This window comes from Streptomyces sp. NPDC054866 (assembly GCF_053610745.1).
On the sequence record NZ_JBSGZA010000001.1, the window covers coordinates 1,402,952 to 1,420,141 of the forward strand.

General features: G+C 72.6%; 17 protein-coding genes and 1 pseudogene. 14 read left to right on the plus strand and 4 right to left on the minus strand.

Annotated features, from left to right (window positions below):
• Positions 1–23 precede the first annotated feature (23 nt).
• From pelF to ACWGI2_RS05975, 12 genes and pseudogenes are all read left to right on the plus strand, one after another.
• Complete coding sequence (gene pelF, locus ACWGI2_RS05920; RefSeq protein WP_453694247.1) at positions 24–1,562, plus strand: GT4 family glycosyltransferase PelF; 1,539 nt, start codon at positions 24–26, stop codon at positions 1,560–1,562.
• Positions 1,559–2,977 (plus strand): hypothetical protein, encoded by a 1,419-nt coding sequence (locus ACWGI2_RS05925; protein ID WP_453694248.1) that lies wholly within the window; start codon positions 1,559–1,561, stop codon positions 2,975–2,977. The genes pelF and ACWGI2_RS05925 overlap by 4 nt, the downstream gene beginning before the upstream one ends.
• An 89-nt stretch (positions 2,978–3,066) precedes the next feature.
• Positions 3,067–4,068 (plus strand): GDP-mannose 4,6-dehydratase, encoded by a 1,002-nt coding sequence (locus tag ACWGI2_RS05930; protein ID WP_453694249.1) that lies wholly within the window; start codon positions 3,067–3,069, stop codon positions 4,066–4,068.
• 88 nt (positions 4,069–4,156) lie between these two features.
• Positions 4,157–4,870, plus strand: coding sequence for a nucleotidyltransferase family protein (locus ACWGI2_RS05935; RefSeq protein WP_453394813.1), 714 nt, complete (start codon positions 4,157–4,159; stop codon positions 4,868–4,870).
• Between the two features lie 7 nt (positions 4,871–4,877).
• Complete coding sequence (locus ACWGI2_RS05940) at positions 4,878–5,840, plus strand: NAD-dependent epimerase/dehydratase family protein (RefSeq protein WP_453694250.1); 963 nt, start codon at positions 4,878–4,880, stop codon at positions 5,838–5,840.
• A complete protein-coding gene (locus tag ACWGI2_RS05945) occupies positions 5,837–6,502 on the plus strand; it encodes a spherulation-specific family 4 protein (RefSeq protein ID WP_453694251.1) in 666 nt (221 codons plus the stop codon). Before ACWGI2_RS05940 ends, ACWGI2_RS05945 begins: the two co-directional genes overlap by 4 nt.
• Positions 6,499–7,290: an endo alpha-1,4 polygalactosaminidase gene (locus ACWGI2_RS05950; RefSeq protein ID WP_453694252.1), complete on the plus strand. Its 792-nt coding sequence runs from the start codon at positions 6,499–6,501 to the stop codon at positions 7,288–7,290. Before ACWGI2_RS05945 ends, ACWGI2_RS05950 begins: the two co-directional genes overlap by 4 nt.
• Before the next feature lie 115 nt (positions 7,291–7,405).
• The gene (locus tag ACWGI2_RS05955; RefSeq protein ID WP_453394817.1) at positions 7,406–7,792 is read left to right on the plus strand and encodes a hypothetical protein; all 387 of its coding nucleotides are present in this window, start codon (positions 7,406–7,408) and stop codon (positions 7,790–7,792) included.
• 142 nt (positions 7,793–7,934) lie between these two features.
• Positions 7,935–8,445: pseudogene (locus ACWGI2_RS05960) on the plus strand (CBS domain-containing protein); the annotation flags it as partial.
• A gap of 174 nt (positions 8,446–8,619) precedes the next feature.
• Positions 8,620–9,030, plus strand: a complete 411-nt coding sequence (locus ACWGI2_RS05965) for a GNAT family N-acetyltransferase (RefSeq protein ID WP_453694253.1) — start codon at positions 8,620–8,622, stop codon at positions 9,028–9,030.
• A gap of 57 nt (positions 9,031–9,087) precedes the next feature.
• A complete protein-coding gene (locus ACWGI2_RS05970; protein ID WP_453694254.1) occupies positions 9,088–9,768 on the plus strand; it encodes a hypothetical protein in 681 nt (226 codons plus the stop codon).
• Between the two features lie 97 nt (positions 9,769–9,865).
• Positions 9,866–10,702, plus strand: a complete 837-nt coding sequence (locus ACWGI2_RS05975) for a DUF1206 domain-containing protein (protein ID WP_453694670.1) — start codon at positions 9,866–9,868, stop codon at positions 10,700–10,702.
• A 19-nt stretch (positions 10,703–10,721) separates the two neighbouring features.
• Here ACWGI2_RS05975 and ACWGI2_RS05980 read toward each other — a convergent pair whose 3' ends face one another.
• The gene (locus tag ACWGI2_RS05980; protein ID WP_453694255.1) at positions 10,722–11,363 is read right to left on the minus strand and encodes an MBL fold metallo-hydrolase; all 642 of its coding nucleotides are present in this window, start codon (positions 11,361–11,363) and stop codon (positions 10,722–10,724) included.
• Between the two features lie 92 nt (positions 11,364–11,455).
• Here ACWGI2_RS05980 and ACWGI2_RS05985 point away from each other — a divergent pair, with 92 nt between their 5' ends.
• Positions 11,456–12,412 carry a GlxA family transcriptional regulator gene (locus tag ACWGI2_RS05985; RefSeq protein ID WP_453694256.1) on the plus strand — a complete coding sequence of 319 codons (957 nt, stop codon included), beginning with the start codon at positions 11,456–11,458 and terminating at the stop codon, positions 12,410–12,412.
• A 30-nt stretch (positions 12,413–12,442) separates the two neighbouring features.
• Here the strand turns inward: ACWGI2_RS05985 and ACWGI2_RS05990 are convergent, their stop codons facing one another.
• Positions 12,443–13,231 (minus strand): VOC family protein, encoded by a 789-nt coding sequence (locus ACWGI2_RS05990; protein ID WP_453694257.1) that lies wholly within the window; start codon positions 13,229–13,231, stop codon positions 12,443–12,445.
• Positions 13,232–13,336: 105 nt separating this feature from the next.
• Positions 13,337–14,965, minus strand: a complete 1,629-nt coding sequence (locus ACWGI2_RS05995) for a sigma-70 family RNA polymerase sigma factor (RefSeq protein ID WP_453694258.1) — start codon at positions 14,963–14,965, stop codon at positions 13,337–13,339.
• Positions 14,966–15,310: 345 nt separating this feature from the next.
• Here ACWGI2_RS05995 and ACWGI2_RS06000 point away from each other — a divergent pair, with 345 nt between their 5' ends.
• Positions 15,311–15,952 carry a TetR/AcrR family transcriptional regulator gene (locus ACWGI2_RS06000; RefSeq protein WP_453694259.1) on the plus strand — a complete coding sequence of 214 codons (642 nt, stop codon included), beginning with the start codon at positions 15,311–15,313 and terminating at the stop codon, positions 15,950–15,952.
• A 13-nt stretch (positions 15,953–15,965) separates the two neighbouring features.
• Here ACWGI2_RS06000 and ACWGI2_RS06005 read toward each other — a convergent pair whose 3' ends face one another.
• Entirely contained in the window at positions 15,966–17,114 is a 1,149-nt protein-coding gene (locus tag ACWGI2_RS06005) for a serine hydrolase domain-containing protein (RefSeq protein WP_453694260.1), read from the minus strand.
• Between the last annotated feature and the right edge of the window lie 76 nt (positions 17,115–17,190).

The window sequence follows — 17,190 nt, forward strand, 5'->3', positions numbered from 1 at the left end:
TATCTCACCCGCGGAGCCCCACCATGCCCGACTCACCCTCGCCCGTGCCGATACCGGCACCCTTCCCCGCACCGTCGTTCCACCCCCCACGGACCCGCGTCACCCTGCTGACCGAAGGCACCTACCCGCACAGCCACGGCGGCGTCAGCGTCTGGTGCGACCAACTCGTCCGCGGCATGCCCGACATCGACTTCGGCGTGCTCGCCGTCACCGGCACCGGCCGCGAGAGCCTCGCCTGGGAGCTGCCGCCGCACGTCGACGAGCCCGTCTGCCTGCCCATGTGGGGCCCGGCCCCCGCCGGACACGCCCCGCGCGGCCGACGCCGGCGCCAACTCCTCGGCTCCTACGAACAGTTCCTCACCGCCCTGCTCGACCCGGCCGCCGAGGACGGCTTCGCCCCCGCGCTCCACGACCTCGCCCGGCATGCCCGGGACGGCGCCCTGGCGCCCATGCTGCGCACCGACCGCGCGGTACACGTCCTGACCTCCGTGTGGAACGCCCCCGGGCGCGCGACCGCCGAGGCGCGGCCGACGCTCCACGACGCGGTCACCGCCACCGGCCTGCTCGAACACGCGCTGCGCCCGCTCGCCGCACGCCCTCCCGAGCGCGGCGTCGCACACGCGGTCAGCGGCGGCATCGCCGCCCTGCCCGGCCTCGTGGGGCGTCAACTCCACGGCGTACCCCTGCTGTTGACCGAGCACGGCGTGTACCTGCGTGAGCGCTACCTCGGCTACCGCACAGGCCCCTACAGCTGGCCAGTGAAGGCCGTGCTGCTCGGATTCTTCCGGTTGCTCGCCGAAGAAACGTACCGCCAGGCCGCCCTGATCACCCCGGGCAACCGCTACAACCGCCTCTGGGAGGAGCGCGGCGGCGCCGAGCCCGCTCTCATCCGCACCGTCTACAACGGCGTGGACCCCGAGGCCTTCCCGCCCGCGGGCCCCGAACCGCTGATCCCCACCCTGAGCTGGGCGGGCCGGGTCGACCCGATCAAGGACCTGGAGACCCTGATCCGCTGCTTCGCCCTGGTCAGGCAGGAGATCCCGGACGCCAGGCTGCGCCTCTTCGGCGGCACCCCACGGGGCGGCGAGGCCTACCGCGAGCGCTGCGAAGCCCTTGCCGCTCAGCTCGGCCACGGCGACGCGGTGGTCTTCGAGGGCCGCGTCGAGCACATCAAGGACGCCTACTCGGCGGGCAATGTGGTGATGCTCTCCAGCATCAGCGAGGGTTTCCCCTTCACCCTGATCGAAGCCATGTCCTGCGGGCGCGCCACGGTCTCCACGGACGTCGGCGGGGTGCGGGAGGCCGTGGGCCCCACCGGCCTCGTGGTGCCGCCGCGCGCACCGGAGGCCATGGCGCGGGCCGTCGTCGAACTGCTCCGCGACCCCGCGCGCCGCGCCGCGATGGGCGAGGCGGCCCGGCTGCGGGTGATCGAGCAGTTCACGCTCCGGCAGACGGTCGACGCTTTCCGGTCCATCTACGAGGAGTTGGCCACGCCCGGCCAACAGGCCTTCGTGCAGGCCGAGTTCGCGATCCAGCACGTCTCGGACGAGGTGGCGGGATGAGCGGACCGCTCCCTCTCAGGCCGCGCGGCGGACATGCCCGCCGCGCGCACCACGGCGACGCCCCCGGCGCGGACGACACCCTCGCCCTGCGCCTTGCGCGCCCGCCCCGGCCCCGCAGCCGCCCCGGCGTCGACCTGCGCGCCGCCCGGGCCGACGACCCCGTTGACCGGCTCGCCGCCGAACTCGGCGACGAGGCGGGCGCGGCCGTGCACCCCTACGAAGTCGCGGCGCTCCTGGAGTCGCAGGGTCTGACCGGCGACAGGATCCAGGAGACCTATGGGCACCCCGATCTGTTCTCGCTGGCCGACGCCGTCTTCCGGCGGGTGCCGCGCAGCCATCCGAAGCCGCCTGTGCCGCCCGACCCCTGGCGGCCCGACCACTTTCGCTGCGCCCTGCGCGGGCTGCTCTTCGCGCTTCCCGGCACGGCATACGTACTGGCGCAGGGCGCGTGGGGGTCGGCCTCCGGGCTGTACGGGCTGATCGCCGCGGCCCTGGTGTCCTGGGCCTGGTCCCAGGCGCTGAGCCACCGTGCGTACAGCAGGCTCGCGACCGGGCGGCACGAGGCCGGGCGCACCCTGCTGGCCGGCGCGCCGCTGGGCGTCGTGGCCGCTTCCGTGACCGGACTGCTGGTCGCGGGCCCCGGGGCCGCCGCGCTGTTCGCCGTCGGGCAGTCCTGCTATCTCGCGGCGGCCGGGCTGCTGCTCGTGCTCGGCCACGAGAAGATCCTCGCGGCGGCGCTCCTTCCGGTCGTGGTGGCCGCGGCGGCTCAGCCGTGGTGGCAGCCACCGGAGCTCCTGCGCACCGGACTGCCGCTGCTCACCGTGCTGCTCGCGACGGCCGCCGCGGGGCACGCACTGCGCTCGGCGCTCAGGGCGACCCCGGTGCCGGGCCCCGCACCACGCCTGGTGCGCTCGCTCCCGTACGGCCTGTTCGGCCTCGCGGCGGGTGCGCTGACCGCGGTGGCGGGACATCAGGAGCCGTACGCCGTCATCGTGCTGACCCTGAGCATGGGCCCCGCCGAGTGGCTCCTCTACCGCTACCGCGGGCTCGCCGTGGCCGCCCTGCACGCCTCGACCACCCCCAGAGGCTTCAGGCTGCGCGCCGCGCGTGCGCTCGCCGTGTGCGGCGTGGCCTATCTGGTGCCGCTCGCCCTGGGCGCCGTACTCGTCGGCGCGAGCGCGACCCGGCTCCTTCTGCTCGGCGCCGTGCTGTGGACCGCCCTGCTCCTCCAGGCGTTCGGCGCGGCCTGGCCGTCCGCCGCGCCCTGCCTGGCCGCCGCGGTCCTCGTGACGGCACTTCCGCTCACCGGCACCGTCTCGACGCCCACCGCTCAACTCATCGGCCCTGCCGCCGCCGCGCTCGCGCTGCTCGCGGTCGCCGTCCACCGCTTGGGCAGGCCCACGGCGCACGCCTGAGCCGCCCCGCGCCGTCCGGCGCCACGTCCACCGGGCCCGGCCCCCGCCCACCGCACCACCTCGTCAACGTCCCAGCATCAGGAGAGCTCATGGCACCCGCACCACTCGTCGCCGTCACCGGAGCCGAAGGCTTCATCGGTTCGCACCTCACCGAGGCCCTCGTCGCGTCGGGCCACCGGGTCCGCGCGATGGCGCAGTACAACTCCTTCTCCTCCTACGGCTGGCTGGAGACCCTGGCGCCCGAGGTGCTCGCCGAGGTCGAGATCGTCCTCGGCGACGTACGCGACCCGGGCTCGGTCCGCGGCCTGGTCACCGGCGCCGAGACCGTCTACCACCTGGCCGCCCTCATCGCGATCCCGTACTCCTACCAGGCCCCGCACAGCTACGTGGACACGAACGTGACCGGCACGCTCAACGTCCTCGAAGCCGTACGCCACCTGGAGATCCCGCGCCTGGTGCACACCTCCACCAGCGAGACGTACGGCACCGCGCAGACCGTGCCGATCACCGAGGACCACCCCATCAACACCCAGTCCCCGTACGCCGCTTCGAAGGCGGGCGGCGACCGGCTCGCCGACAGCTACCACGCCAGCTTCGAGACGCCCGTGGTCACCCTGCGGCCCTTCAACACCTTCGGGCCGCGCCAGTCGATGCGGGCCGTCATCCCGACCGTCATCGGCCAAGTCGCCGCCGGATCACGGGAGATCACCCTCGGCGACCTACGCCCGACCCGTGACTTCACCTTCGTCGCGGACACCGCGCAGGCCTTCATCGCCGTCGGAACCGCTCCCGCCGAAGCGGTCGTGGGCCGCACCTTCAACGCGGGCACCGGCGGCGAGATCTCCGTCGGTGACCTGGTGCGGCTCATCGGCAAGGTGATGGAAGCCGACCTCGACGTGCGCGAGGACGAGCAGCGCATCCGCCCCACGGCCTCCGAGGTGATGCGCCTGGTCGCCGACGCGAGCCGGCTGCGCGCGGCCACCGGCTGGGCGCCCGGCCACGACCTGGAGCAGGGCCTGGCCCGCACCGTCGAGTTCTTCCGCGACCCGGCCAACCTGGCCCGCTACAAGACGGACGTCTACAACATCTGAGCCGTTCCCAACCGTCCCTGACCGACCGTCAACAGATCTGCGCATCTGGCCACTTGACCACTTCTGGTCACGCACAGGGGAGACAACCATGCACGCAGTCATACTCGCCGGAGGCAAGGGCGTCCGGCTCCGGCCGTACACCACCGCGCTGCCCAAGCCGCTGGTCCCGATCGGCGACCAGCACGCGATCCTGGAGATCGTCCTTCGCCAGTTGGCGAGCGCCGGCTTCACCAGCTGCACCATCGCCATCGGCCACCTGGGCCACATCATCCGCGCGTACGTCGGCAACGGCGCACGCTGGGGACTGCGCGTCGGCTACTCCACGGAGGACAGCCCGCTCGGCACCATGGGGCCGCTCCTGACGATGATGGACCGGCTGCCCGAGCACTTCCTCGTGATGAACGGCGACATCCTCACCGACCTCGACTACGCGGACGTCCTGAACAGCCACAGCACGTCCGGGGCGCCGCTGACGATCGCGACGTACGCGCGTCAGGTGCGCATCGACTTCGGCGTGCTGACCACCGAATCGGAGCGCGTGGTCGCCTTCACCGAGAAGCCGAGCATGGACTACCGCGTCTCCATGGGGGTGTACGGACTCACGCGAGACACGCTCGCCTCCTACACGCCCGGCCTGCCCCTCGGCTTCGACGAGCTGGTCCTCGACCTCCTGAAGTCCGAAACCCCGCCGCACGCCTACGACTTCGACGGCTACTGGCTCGACATCGGTCGCCCGGACGACTACGACCGCGCGAACGCGGAGTTCACCACGCACCGCTCCCTTCTCCTCAAGGGAGCGTGAGCGGGCCGTGCGCGTTCTCGTCCTCGGCTCCACCGGCTACCTGGGCGGGCACATCGCCGAGCGGCTGAACGCCCTGCCGGGCGTGCGGCTGCTCCGCGGGGGCCGCGCCCCCTCGGACGACCTCCGGGTCGACCTCGCCCATATGACGCCCGCCGCACTGGCCGAGCAGCTGACCCGGGCCGAGCCCGACGCCGTGGTCAACTGCGTGGGCGCGGTCGGCGGCAGCGCGCTGACCCTCGCCGAGGTCAACTCCCGTGGCCCCGCGGCCCTGTGCGAGGCCATGCGGGCGGCGGCGCCCGGCGCGCGCCTGGTGCATCTGGGCTCGGCGGCCGAGTACGGGCCGACCTGTATCGGCGAGCGGACGGAGGAAGGGGCCGCGGCCCGCCCGGTCGCCCCGTACGGAGCCACCAAGCTGGCCGGCACCCTGGCCGTCGTCGACACGGAGCTCGACGCCCTCGTGCTGCGGGTCACGAACCCGGTGGGCCCCCGGGCCCCCCGCGCCGGACTGCCGGGGCGGCTCACCGCCGAGCTCGGCCGTGCGGTGGCCAGGACTCCGCACGCCACCGTCCAGGTCGGCGATCTGTCCGCGTACCGGGACTTCGTCGACGTACGCGATGTGGCGCACGCCGTCGCGCTCGCGGTGACCCTGCCGGGGCCGTTGCCGCGCCTGCTCAACATCGGCAGCGGCCGTGCCGTGCAGGTGCGTGACCTGGTGCACGGCCTGGTCGGCGCGGCGGGCTTCACCGGGCGCGTGGAGGAGTCGCTCGGCAAGGTGGGCCGCTCGGTGGCCGTGCCCTGGCAGTGCGCCGACATCGGCGCCGCGGAACGGGAGTTGGGCTGGACGCCGACGTACTCCCTACGGGATTCCGTGACCGCGCTGTGGGCCGCCGACGGAGCGCCACGGACGCGGCCGGAAGGCGCTGACGACGGCGCGCCGCGTCTCGCGCCCGCAGGCGGGGATCCGCGATGACCCTGCTGGTGCCGCTGTACGTCCACCCGGCCGCGGACCCCGCGGCCTGGCAGGCGCTCGTGGCGGCCGCGCCCCAGCTGTACGGCATCGTCCTGAACGCCGCCGACGGCCCGGGCACGGCACCCGACCCCGCCTTCACCGCCGCCTCGCGGACACTGCGCGAGGCGGGGGTGCGGGTGCTCGGGTACGTCGACACGGCGTACGGCGAACGGCCGCTCGACGCCGTCGCCGACGACCTGGACCGGCACCGCGCCTGGTACGGCGTGGACGGCTGCTTCTTCGACCGGGTCGCGCCCGGCCGCCGCGAGCTGCGGCACTGCCGGCGCATGGTCCGCTCGGCGCGGGGGCGGGGCGCGGACACGGTGGTCCTCAACCCGGGCGTGCATCCGGCGCCCGGTTACGCCCGCGCCGCCGATCTGCTCGTCACGTTCGAGGGGCACTGGACGACGTATCTGCGCTCGTTCGATGCCCCTTCCTGGACGGCCAAGCACCCCCCTGAGCACTTCTGCCACCTCGTCTACGGAGTGCCGCCCGCGCTGGCCCGTCTCGCCGGGCGCACCGCCGTGCAACGGGGCGCGGGGGTGCACTGCGCGGTGCCCGGCGCGGGGCCCAACCCCTGGACGCAGCCGCCGCCCCCGCCGTCGGCCGGAGGCGCGTCGTGAGGCACCGCGCCATCTGGCTCGGCCCGCTCCTCGCCACCGTCCTGCTGCTCGCCGGCTGCTCGTCGGCGGACCGGGACGGCGGCGCCCCGGACCGCTGGCGGCCCCGGCCCGGCACCACGTGGCAGTGGCAGCTCGACGGCCGCGTCGACCCGCGCGTGGACGTGCCCGTCTACGACATCGACGGGTTCGAGAACCGCGCGTCCGACGTGGCCCGGCTGCACCGCGACGGACGCCGCGTCATCTGCTACATCAACGCCGGTGCCTGGGAGTCCTTCCGCCCCGACAGCGACGACTACCCCGCATCCGTCCTCGGCCGCGCCAACGGCTGGAAGGGCGAGCGCTGGCTCGACATCCGGCGCCTGGACGTACTGCGTCCGCTCCTCGCCGAGCGCTTCGACATGTGCCGCCGCAAGGGCTTCGACGCGATCGAGCCCGACCTGCTCGACAGCTACCTCAACCGCACCGGATTCCCCCTGACCGCGCGCCACCAGCTGGCCTTCAACCGCATGGTCGCCCGCCTCGCCCACGACCGTGGCCTCTCCGTCGGCCTGAAGAACGACCTCCCGCAGATCCCTCAGCTCGTGCGGGACTTCGACTTCGCCGTCAACGAGGAGTGCGCCCAGTACGACGAGTGCGCCTCTCTCACGCCCTTCGTGAAGGCGGGCAAGGCGGTGCTGCACGTCGAGTACGCCGTGCCCAACGAGAAGTTCTGCGCCCAGTCGCGTCGCCTCGGCCTGTCCTCCATGCGCAAGAAACTGAACCTGGGGGAGTGGCGCAGGCCCTGCTGATTCCCTGCTGAGGCGGGAGGGGGAAGCCGCGTAACTGATGATCTTGCCCTCGCGTTGGACGGCCGGAGCCCGGCACGCAGGCCGGGCCATGACGAAGGCTTGAGGGTCACTCATCATGCATGACATCACCAGGAAGATCGTCGCGGGGACCGCCACCATGGCCGCCGCGCTCGGCTGTGTCATCGTCACCGGGCCGTCGGCGGTGGCCGACGGCGAGTGGTGCAACCACTCGGTCTGCATCAGGACCTACGACAGCGGCACCTACCTCGGCCGGGTCGAGGTGTCGGTCACCAACACCAACCAGCCGAACCGGATCAGCGCGCGCGTATGGACCACGAACGGCTGGAGCGCCAACACCAAGGTGGAGGACGTCGCCAAGTTCCGCACCTACCGGGACCAGGCCTACCCACAGCGCCACTTCCCCGCGGGCACCAGGCTCTGCGCGGAAGGCTTCCGGGGCGGCAGCAGCGTCGGCCTTCCCTGCGTCACCCTCACGGACTGACCCCGCCACGGTCCGGCCGTACCCCGCGGCAGCGGCCGGGGCGTCCCGTCTGACGTGGCGAGATGCCCTGGCCACCCCGAGAATGACCGGCACGACCCTCCATCGGAACGGAGCCGCTGTCGCTGCCCGCCGGTACCGGGCGAAGCTGGGCCTGCCCGCCGGGCTCAGTTACGGCATCGCGTTCGGGCTCGCCATGGTCGTCGTGGTGTTCCTGCTCTGCGAGGTCACCCCGCGCGACGAACTCACCTCGGTGCACAACCGCCAGCAACTCACCCACCTCGTCGAGGAGTCGTGGCGGCTCGGCCTCACAGCGATGCCGACTCCGGCCTCATCACGTCCTCGCTCACCGTGCCGCTGACCGCGGTCGGCGGCGAACCCGGCTCCTCGTCCGGGACGGCGCCACCGTCCTCGGCTCGGTGCACGCACGTGACGCCCTGGTGGCCCGCGCCCGGAGCCGTGCCCTGACCGGACGCGAGCTGGCGCGCCCCGTCCCGGAGCTCGCCGCTGACGACACCCTCGCCCACGCCGTCGAGGAACTGCGCGGCCGCCGTGCCTCGCTCGCCGTGCTCTGCGACGAATCGGGCCGCCTCACCGGCCTGGTCAGCCTGGACGACCTGCTCGCCCGCCTCATGGAACCGCGAAGGACGGTCTGACGGCCGCCCGGTTCTCCACGCCCCGGCCCGCTCCGATGCGCCCCTCCTGGCATGAAAAACCATCCGGTACGGGGATATGCGGGGGTCGTTCCCTGTGGCTACTGTGCTCGCAATGTCCCGCCCCGGCGAAGCCATCCCTCGCCACCCGGCAGTCCGCGTGAGCGCGGCACCGCGGTGAAGTTCCGAAGGCGGCCCCCTCCCTGCCCGCAGGCGGTCACCTACCGATGCGCCCCGGCGACGGGGGCCGCCTGCTGCCAGGTCATCACGCTCCTCGACGGCGACGGCCGGAACATCGGGCACCTCGCCTTCCGCATGTGCCATCCGTGCGGCACCGCCCACGTCGACACCATCGCGATCGCGGGCCCCTGGCAGCGCATGGGCCTGGGACGCGAGGCACTCCACCGTGCCACCGACCCCTGGCCCGGCTACGCGTGGACCACTTCCCGGCAGTCCTCCGACGGCCGGAAGTTCTTCGCCGCGATGACGGAGGAGACAGGCATGGATTTCGTGCCGGGAGCCGCGGGATGCCCTCATATCACCGCTCCACCACGGGGGTTCGGGCCCGGCGGCGGCGCGCTGCTCTGAGCCGCCTGCCGCCAGCCGCCTGCCGCCCGGCGACCCGCACGCGATAGCGTCACCGCCGTGACGATCAACGCGCGTGGGACCACCCCTGACTCCGCCGGACACGCGGAGGTGTTCGGCGGGCAAGGACGAACGGGACGGCGCGTCGCCGACCTCGTCGTACTCCTGACACCACCCCTCCTGCTGGTGGTGCCCGCGCTGCTGATCCGGGCCCGGTTGATCGACGACGGATACCTCTTCCTCAACCTTGCCTCGCTCGGCATCAGCGGTCTGGTGGCGGCCTACGCCCAGATGGGCTGGCACGCCCGCCCGCACGACGGTGACCTGCTCTCCGCCCGCACCCTGAGCGGGCGGCGCACCGTCGATCTCGCCCGGCTCACCAAGGTCGGCCGCCTGGAGGTGCCGGGCCAGACCCGCACCGACGACCGGCTCATCCTCACCGACGCGCACGGCGTGCGGCTCGTCCTCGACAAGCTCGCGGGCGGCGACGAGACGGTCGACGCCCTGGTGCGCAAGGCTCTCCTCAGCAGGCCCCCGGGCGCGGGAGTGGTCGTCTCGGACCGGGCCGCCGAACGCCTCGACCTGCGTACGGAGGTGCGCCGCCCGCACGGCCGCCTCAAGGCCGGCCGCACCGTACGCGAGGGACTCATCGGATGGATTCCCTTGCTGTCGGTCCTGGTGTTCGCGCCGGTGAGCTTCGGACTGCTGGTGGCCGGCTTCCTGCTCGCCGACCTCAGCTGACGCCGGGGGCACCCGGGCCGTCAGGCATGCAGGGCTCTGACCGGGGCACTCGGGGACGGGGCGCGTACGGCGCGCCCACGTTTCTGGGGAGGACATGATGACGCTGTCTCGATTGCACACACGCGGCTGGACCAAGAAGGCCGCGGTCCGCCGCTCGGCGGAGAAGGAATCGCTGACAGCGGCAGGCCGTGCGGGCTTCGTCGCACGAGGTGTCGTCTACTCCCTCATCGGCGTGCTGGCTCTGCAGATCGCCCTCGGCAGCGGCGGTGAACAGGCTGACAGGGAGGGCGCGTTGGCCCAGGTCGCCGAGCAGCCCTTCGGCGAGGTGATGCTGTGGGCGCTGGTCGTCGGGTTCGGTTGCATGGCGCTGTGGCGGGGCGCTCGCGCCGTGGGGAGGCACGGGCCGCGCCGGAAGGCGGCGTCGCGGGCACTCGACGGCGGAAGGGCTGTCTTCTACGCCGTCGTCTGCTGGGCGACGGCCATGTACGCGGCCGGGGGGCGCCAGGGTTCGAGCGGCGACGCCAAGTCGCAGGACTGGACGAAGTCAGCGCTCGAACTCCCCTACGGCCGCATCCTGGTGGGCGCCGCGGGCTGCGTGCTGATCGGCGTCGGGGTCGTGCTCGCCGTACGGGCGATGATGCGCCGCTTCCTGCGGCAACTGGACCTCAGCTCCCTCAAGGGCCGCTCGCGGCAGGTCGTCACGGTCCTGGGCGTGACCGGCGGCACCGCACGTGGCGCGGTGTTCGCCGCCGCGGGCATCTTCATCGTGACGGCGGCCGTCCAGTTCGACCCCGACGAGGCCAAGGGCGTGGACGCGACGCTCCGCAGCTTCGCGCACACCCCCGCGGGCCCCTGGCTCCTGGCCGCCGTCGCGGCCGGACTCATCCTCTTCGGCGTCTTCTCCTTCGCCTCCGCGCGCTGGCGGAGGCTGTGAGAGACCGCGTGCGGCCGGCCTAGACGGGCGCCGTCTCGTCGGCCTTGAACGCGCCACCGTGACCCGGCACGATCACATCGGCGGCGGCGAGGACCCGCAGCCGTGATGCCCGCAGCGTCGTGAGGTCGGGGGACACGGGGTCCTCGACCGGTCCGTTCGGCCGCCACCACAGGTCGCCCACGAACGCGATCGTGCCCTCGGCCGTGCCCGCGAGCAGGGTGATGTCCTCGCGGCTGTGGCCCGGCGTGCGGATCAGCCGCAGGGACGGGGCGAGTTCGTACCCCTCGGCGTCGCGGTCGGTCCACTGGTCGTTCTCGTAGATCGCCTTGTGGTCGTGGACCCGGGCCCGGCCGAACAGGCCCACGTTCATGGTGTTGTCGGGGTGGTGGTGGCTGAGCACGACGTCGGTGATGTCGTCCGGGCCGAGGCCCAACTCCGCGAGCGGGCCCAGGATCCGGTCCCGGCTCGCCACCATGCCGGGGTCGACGATCACATGGCGGTCGGCGTCGCGGACGTAGGAGACGGTGGCGGCGACTCCGGGACCGGTCGAGCCCGTGTAGCCGGTGGTCAGGATCGTGTACACGGCGCTGCGGGCGAGCGGGGCGTCCGCCGGTGCGGATGTCTGTGCGGCTGTCTGTGCGTCCGCCTGTGTGTTCGTCATGCCGATGAGTCTTCCTGTCGCGCGGCCCGGCAACGAGTGGCCCTTCTGCCACTGATCGCAGGAAACGTGCCACATACGTGCCACACTTCCGTATGCCGCCTTTCGTGACCATCGCCGCCTACGCCCCGAAGGGCGTCGGCATCCTCGGCGCCGGCATCGTCTCCGAGGTGTTCGACGAGCGGGGCCCCGGCCTGCCCCGCTTCGACTTCGCCCTGTGCACCGACCGGCCGGGGCAGGTCCGCACCGACGCGGGGGTGCCGATCACCGTGGAGCACGGCCTGGAGCGGCTCGCCGCCGCCGACCTCGTGATCGCCCTGCCCTGGGCCGACTTCCGTACGCCGCCCGCGCCTGCCGTCCTCGACGCGCTCACCGCAGCGCACGAGCGGGGCGGGCTCGTCGCGGGGCACTGCGTCGGGGCGTTCGCCCTGGCCGCGGCGGGGCTGCTCGACGGGCGGCGCGCCACCACCCACTGGCGTTTCGCGGAGCTCCTTGCCCGGCGGTACCCGGACGTCACCGTCGAGGCCGAGGCGCTCTACATCGACGAAGGGCAGGTCGTCACGGGCGCGGGAGCCGCCGCGGGCTTCGACCTCAGCCTGCATCTGCTCAGACGCGAGTACGGCGCGGCGACGGCCAACACCATCGCCAGGGACCTGGTCCTGCCCTCCCACCGCGACGGCGGACAGGCCCAGTACCTCGCCGCCCCCGTCCCCGAGGACTGCCAGGACGACCGTCTCGCCGAGGTGCTCGCCTGGGCCCGCGCGCATCTGCACGAGCCGCTGCCCGTCGCGGAGCTGGCCCGCCGAGCCCTGATGAGCAGGCGTTCCTTCGCCCGCCGCTTCACCGCGGCGACCGGCACCACCCCGCACGCCTGGCTGGTCAACCTGCGGCTGAGCAGCGCCGAGGAACTCCTGGAGACCACCGACCTGCCGGTGGAGGAGATCGCCCACCGGGTCGGATACGGCAGCGCGGCCGTCCTGCGCGAGCAGTTCGTACGCCGCCGGGGCGTGCCGCCGCGGTCCTACCGGCGCGCGTTCACGCGGGCGCCCTAGGAGAACGCGGGCCCCAGGAGACAGCGGGCCCTAGGAGAACGAGGGCATCTCGCCCTCGGTGGCCGTCAGGTCGATGATGCTGAAAACGGCGCCCTGCTGGTCGGCGACCGTGGCGAAGCGGCCGAAGGGGCTGTCCATCGGACCGAAGAACAACTGGCCGCCGAGCTTGGTGACGGTGGCGATCGCGGCGTCACAGTTGTCCACGGCGAAGTGCACGTTGACGAACGGCGGCACGTCCGGCGGGAAGTCCTCGGTCATCTTGAGGCGGCCGAGCACCGGCTGGCCGCCGGCCTCGAAGACGCTGAAGTCGACATCGTCGACGTCCATCCTCTTCGTCTCGAACGGGAAGACGGCGGGCAGGAACGCGTCCGTCGCGGCCGGGTCCCGCGTGGTGAGCTCCGCCCAGCAGTACGCGCCGGCCTCGCCGGTCTTCTCGAAGCCCTGGTGGGTGTCCGGCTGCCAGACGCTGAAGTACGCGCCGCTCGGCTCCTGGGCCGTCACCATGGTGCCGAACTCGCCGACCCGCATCGGCTCCACGGCGATGGTCCCGCCGTTGTCACGGATCTTGTCGGCCGTCGCGGCGGCGTCGGGCGACGCGAAGTAGAGGTTCCAGGCGGCGGGGCCGTCCATGCCCTGCATCTGCGGCATGACCGCCGCCACGGCCTTGCCGTCCGAGCGCGCCTGCGTGTAGCCGCCGAACTCTTCCGAACCGGCGTCGAACGTCCAGCCGAGCAGCTCGCCGTAGAAGTTCTTGGCGGCCTCCACGTCGGGAAAAATCGCGTCCGCCCAGCAGGGCGTACCTTCCGGGTGCGCAGCCATCGCGAGGGCCTCCAGTTCCGGCGGTTTCCTGAGGATTTCACGCTATTCGAACGAAGGCGCCCGCGCCCGTCGAACCCCGATCCCTCCGGCCCCCGTGAGCCACGGTCACCGCGCGCCGAAGTTCTGCGTCCACCAAGGGCCGCCGCTGCCCTGCCGGTAGCCGATTCCGATCTCCTTGAAGGAGCAGTTGAGGATGTTGGCGCGGTGGCCGGAGCTGTTCATCCAGGAGTCCATCACGGCAGAGGGGGTGCGCTGGCCGGCCGCGATGTTCTCGCCGTAGGTGCTCCACTTGTAGCCCGCCGCCGTGACCCGGTCGCCGGGGTCCTCGCCGTCCGGGTTCGTGTGGTCGAAGAAGTCGCGCTCGGCCATGTCGTTGGAGTGGCCCTGTGCCGCGTCGCCCAGCTTGCTGTTGAGGGTCAGCGGCCCGCAGCCGCTCTTGGCGCGCTCGGCGTTGGCGAGCCGGGTGACCTCTTCGCTGTACGAGTTGCCCGCCGGGGCCTCCGGGGCCTGGGGCGCGCTGCTGGTGCGGGTGGGCTTCGGCGTGGTCGCCTTCGGCTTCGGCGTCTTGGTCTTCGACGGCGTGGGCTTGGGGGACGGCTTCCGCGTCTTGCTGGGGGAGGGGGAGGGGGACTTGCTCGGCTTGGATGCCGTGGTGGAGGGCGCCGCCGGGGAGGGCGGCTGCGAGGCGGTGAGCGACTGTGCTTCCGTCTGCTCGTCGTCCGAGGGGCGCGTGGCCGAGTAGATGACCCCGGTCGCGACGACGAGCACGGCGACCCCCGCGGCCACGGTCCGGCCCTTGCGCGGCATCCGATGGCGCTTGGCCGCGTGTCTCGCCGGGGCGCTCCGGGAGCCGGATATCTCGTACGGGTCGACCGCTGTGGGGTGTGCGTCGGCCGATATGTGCGGGGAGCCGGCTGCTAGGTGGTGCGCGTCGGCCGCGCTCACCGCGCGTATCGCACCGGGGGCGGCCAGCGCGGCGGACAGCGGCACCAGGGCGAGGCCCACCAGGAGACGCTCGGCGAGCACCAGGCCCGCGCCGTGGCCCGAGCACATCGCGCAGTCACGGACGTGCCGGGCCAGGCGCTTGCGCCACAGGGCGGAAGGCGTGCCGTCCCAGGGGGCCACGACTTCGCTCAGGTACGGGCACCGAGGCGCCGCGGCCAGCGCGCGGACCACGATCCGGGCCGTCTCCAGCTGTGTCTTCATCCGCTGTACGCGGACCGTGGCGTGCTGCGTCGGCAGCTCCATGGCGGCGGCGACCTCCGACCGGGTGAGCTCGCCCGAGACCTCGAGCCACCACAGCGAAAGGAGCGCGCGGTCGTCGGTGTCCAGCCATCGCGTGGCCTCGGCCACCTCCCGGCGCTGCCCCACAAGGCCGAGCCGGATGATGGTCAGGTCGACGAAGTCGGCGCCGGGGTCAGCGACGTCGTGCGCCTCGTGGAGCGGGCTCGGGCTCTTCTGGCCGGACGCACGCTGCTGCCAGTGCCTGCGGATCTCGTTCATGGCGATGGCCACGAGCCAGGACCGGAAGCTCGCCGGGTCGCGGAGCGACGCCAGTCCTGCCAGCGCCCGCAGCATCGTTTCCTGCACGACGTCGTCGACGTCGGCGTGACCGTCGAGCGCCCGCCCGACGATGTTGTAGACCAGCGGCAGGTATCCGGCCACCAGCTCGTCCTGCGCCTGCTGGTCCCCGGTCTGCGCCGCCGTCACCAGAGGATCGTGTTCACCGATCATGGACTGCCTCACTCGCTTTCATCGTCGGCACGTTCTGGCCTTACACCTGGGAGATCGCGTGAGCGTACGGAGATAACAGAAAACCGCGAACGGAAATCCGCGACCAGAAATCCGGACCGAGTCGGAGAGCATACGCACCCGGTCATCACCGGCAGCGGATTCAGTAATGTAGATTACTAAAATAATCGGGATTACTGGATTGTCGGATCACGGGAGAGTCGTCGTTATGGCTGAGAGTGGTACGCACGGCCTTCTGTCCGGCCTACCGGATATCAGCCGTTTCTGCACCCTTGACGGCTCTACGGACAGCAGCCTCACGGAGAACGGCCCCACAGGAGGCACCGCATGAAACGAGCCGAGGCCCGGCAGCGCAACACCACCGCGCTCCTCGACGCGGCCCTCACGGAAATGGCGGCGCACGGCTACGCCGCGGCGCGCCTGGAGGACATCGCCGCCCGGGCGGGCCTGACGACGGGCGCCGTGTACTCCCTCTTCGGCAGCAAACGCCGCCTGCTCGCCGCGGCGGTCGAGCACCTGGCGCACCGCCTGCGGACCGGCCTCGAAGACCTCGCGGCCCGGGAGGACCTCACCCTGCGCGAGGTGCTCCGCGGCCTCGCCACCGTGATGCATCGCGTCGCCGCGGGCGAACCGGCAGCCCAGTGGTACGCCTTCGAAGTGGAGGCGGCGTCCCTGGCGTTGCGTGATCCGGATCTCGCGGAGACCCTCGCCCGGCACACGGCCGAGATCACGGACCTGGTCCGCCGAATCCTGACCGGCAGGGTCATCGACCCCACCGCACCGGCCGCCGCCCGCACCACTCCCGAACAGGCCGCACACCTGGCCCCCGCGGTCCGCGCACTGACCGCGGGCCTTGCCCAGCAGGCGGTCCACGCCCCCGGATCCCTCACCGGCCGGTACGCGGCCGACGCGGCAGCCGCGCTGGCCCACTTGCTCGACCACGGCCCGGCGGAGAGCCCGGGCCCCTGACGAGGCCGGTGGTTCACGCCCCCGGCAAGCACTCCTTGACCGCCGCGACGAGCCGCGCGGACCGCGCGTCGCCATGGCCGATCATCCGGTTCGCGGTGTAGGCGAAGCCCACGCCGAACTCATCGTCCCCGAAGGCGAATTGACCGCCCGCGCCGTCGTTGCCGAAGCTCCGCGCCCCCAGCATCGGCCGGAACCGCGGGGCGTCGAGCAGGAAGCCCGAACCCCAGCGGGCACCGAGGTCGGGGAAGCCCGACCAGGAGGGGCCCGCGGTGAGTTCGCGCAGCGCGTCGGTCACGGTGTCCCGGGTGAGCAGCCGCGCCGAGCCGTGGACTCCCGTCGCCGCGGCCGCGTACAGCGTCGCCAGTGAGCGTGCCGACGAGACCGCGCCCGCGCCGGGGATCTCGGCGCGCAGCAGCGCCGGGTCGTTCCAGCCGTGCGGTGCGTCCAGGCCGGGGAAGGCGAAGGCGCCGTTCATCGTCACGATCCGCATGACCAGGGACTCGGGGTCGGGGTTCCCCGGCCTGCCCTCCGCCTCGGCGAGCCGGGCCAGTTGGGCGACCTCCTTCTCGGGCAGGCCGATCCAGGTCCGCAGGCCGAGCCGGTCGCCGATGGCCTCACGGAAGTACGCGCCCGGGGTGAGGCCGGTGACGCGGCGGATCAGTTCCCCGAGGACGAAGCCGAAGGTGTGCCCGTGGTACTCGTGGGCGGCACCCGGCTCCCAGAGCGGCTTCTGCTCCTCGATCGCGCGGACCACCGGCGTCCACTCGGTGATCTCGTCGAAGCTCAGGGTGCGGTCGAGGGCGGGGAGTCCGGCGCGGTGCGCGAGGATCATGCGCGGCGTGATGGCGTCCTTGCCGCCGTGTGCGAACTCCGGCCAGTGCAGGGCCACGGGAGCGTCGAGATCCAGGCGGCCCTCCTGGGCGAGGAGATGGACGCAGACGCTGACGACGCCCTTGGCGCAGGAGAAGACCGGGACGACTGTGTGCTCGTCCCACGGGCGCCCGGTCCGCTCGTCCGCGACGCCGCCCCACAGATCGACGACCTGGCGTCCGTCGACGAACACCGCGACGGACGCGCCGAGTTCACCGAACTCGTCGAAGTTACGCGAGAAGACGTCCGCGACCGCCCCGTACCGCTCGTCGGCCCATCCGCTGTACTCCATTGCGCTTCTCCTCCAGTGCGTTGATCGACCGAAGGACGCTATGCGGCAAGACCGGAGGGGTCCAACGCATTTACGC

What these genes read in the sequence shown, in the direction of transcription:
- ACWGI2_RS05990 (WP_453694257.1), bottom strand. Translation starts at nt 13,231, where the DNA reads ATGGCTGCGCACCCGGAAGGTACGCCCTGCTGGGCGGACGCGATTTTT.
- ACWGI2_RS05935 (WP_453394813.1), top strand. Translation starts at nt 4,157, where the DNA reads ATGCACGCAGTCATACTCGCCGGAGGCAAGGGCGTCCGGCTCCGGCCG.
- ACWGI2_RS05980 (WP_453694255.1), bottom strand. Translation starts at nt 11,363, where the DNA reads ATGACGAACACACAGGCGGACGCACAGACAGCCGCACAGACATCCGCA.
- ACWGI2_RS05955 (WP_453394817.1), top strand. Translation starts at nt 7,406, where the DNA reads ATGCATGACATCACCAGGAAGATCGTCGCGGGGACCGCCACCATGGCC.
- ACWGI2_RS06000 (WP_453694259.1), top strand. Translation starts at nt 15,311, where the DNA reads ATGAAACGAGCCGAGGCCCGGCAGCGCAACACCACCGCGCTCCTCGAC.
- pelF (WP_453694247.1), top strand. Translation starts at nt 24, where the DNA reads ATGCCCGACTCACCCTCGCCCGTGCCGATACCGGCACCCTTCCCCGCA.
- ACWGI2_RS05930 (WP_453694249.1), top strand. Translation starts at nt 3,067, where the DNA reads ATGGCACCCGCACCACTCGTCGCCGTCACCGGAGCCGAAGGCTTCATC.
- ACWGI2_RS05975 (WP_453694670.1), top strand. Translation starts at nt 9,866, where the DNA reads ATGACGCTGTCTCGATTGCACACACGCGGCTGGACCAAGAAGGCCGCG.
- ACWGI2_RS05925 (WP_453694248.1), top strand. Translation starts at nt 1,559, where the DNA reads ATGAGCGGACCGCTCCCTCTCAGGCCGCGCGGCGGACATGCCCGCCGC.
- ACWGI2_RS06005 (WP_453694260.1), bottom strand. Translation starts at nt 17,114, where the DNA reads ATGGAGTACAGCGGATGGGCCGACGAGCGGTACGGGGCGGTCGCGGAC.
- ACWGI2_RS05985 (WP_453694256.1), top strand. Translation starts at nt 11,456, where the DNA reads ATGCCGCCTTTCGTGACCATCGCCGCCTACGCCCCGAAGGGCGTCGGC.
- ACWGI2_RS05995 (WP_453694258.1), bottom strand. Translation starts at nt 14,965, where the DNA reads ATGATCGGTGAACACGATCCTCTGGTGACGGCGGCGCAGACCGGGGAC.
- ACWGI2_RS05945 (WP_453694251.1), top strand. Translation starts at nt 5,837, where the DNA reads ATGACCCTGCTGGTGCCGCTGTACGTCCACCCGGCCGCGGACCCCGCG.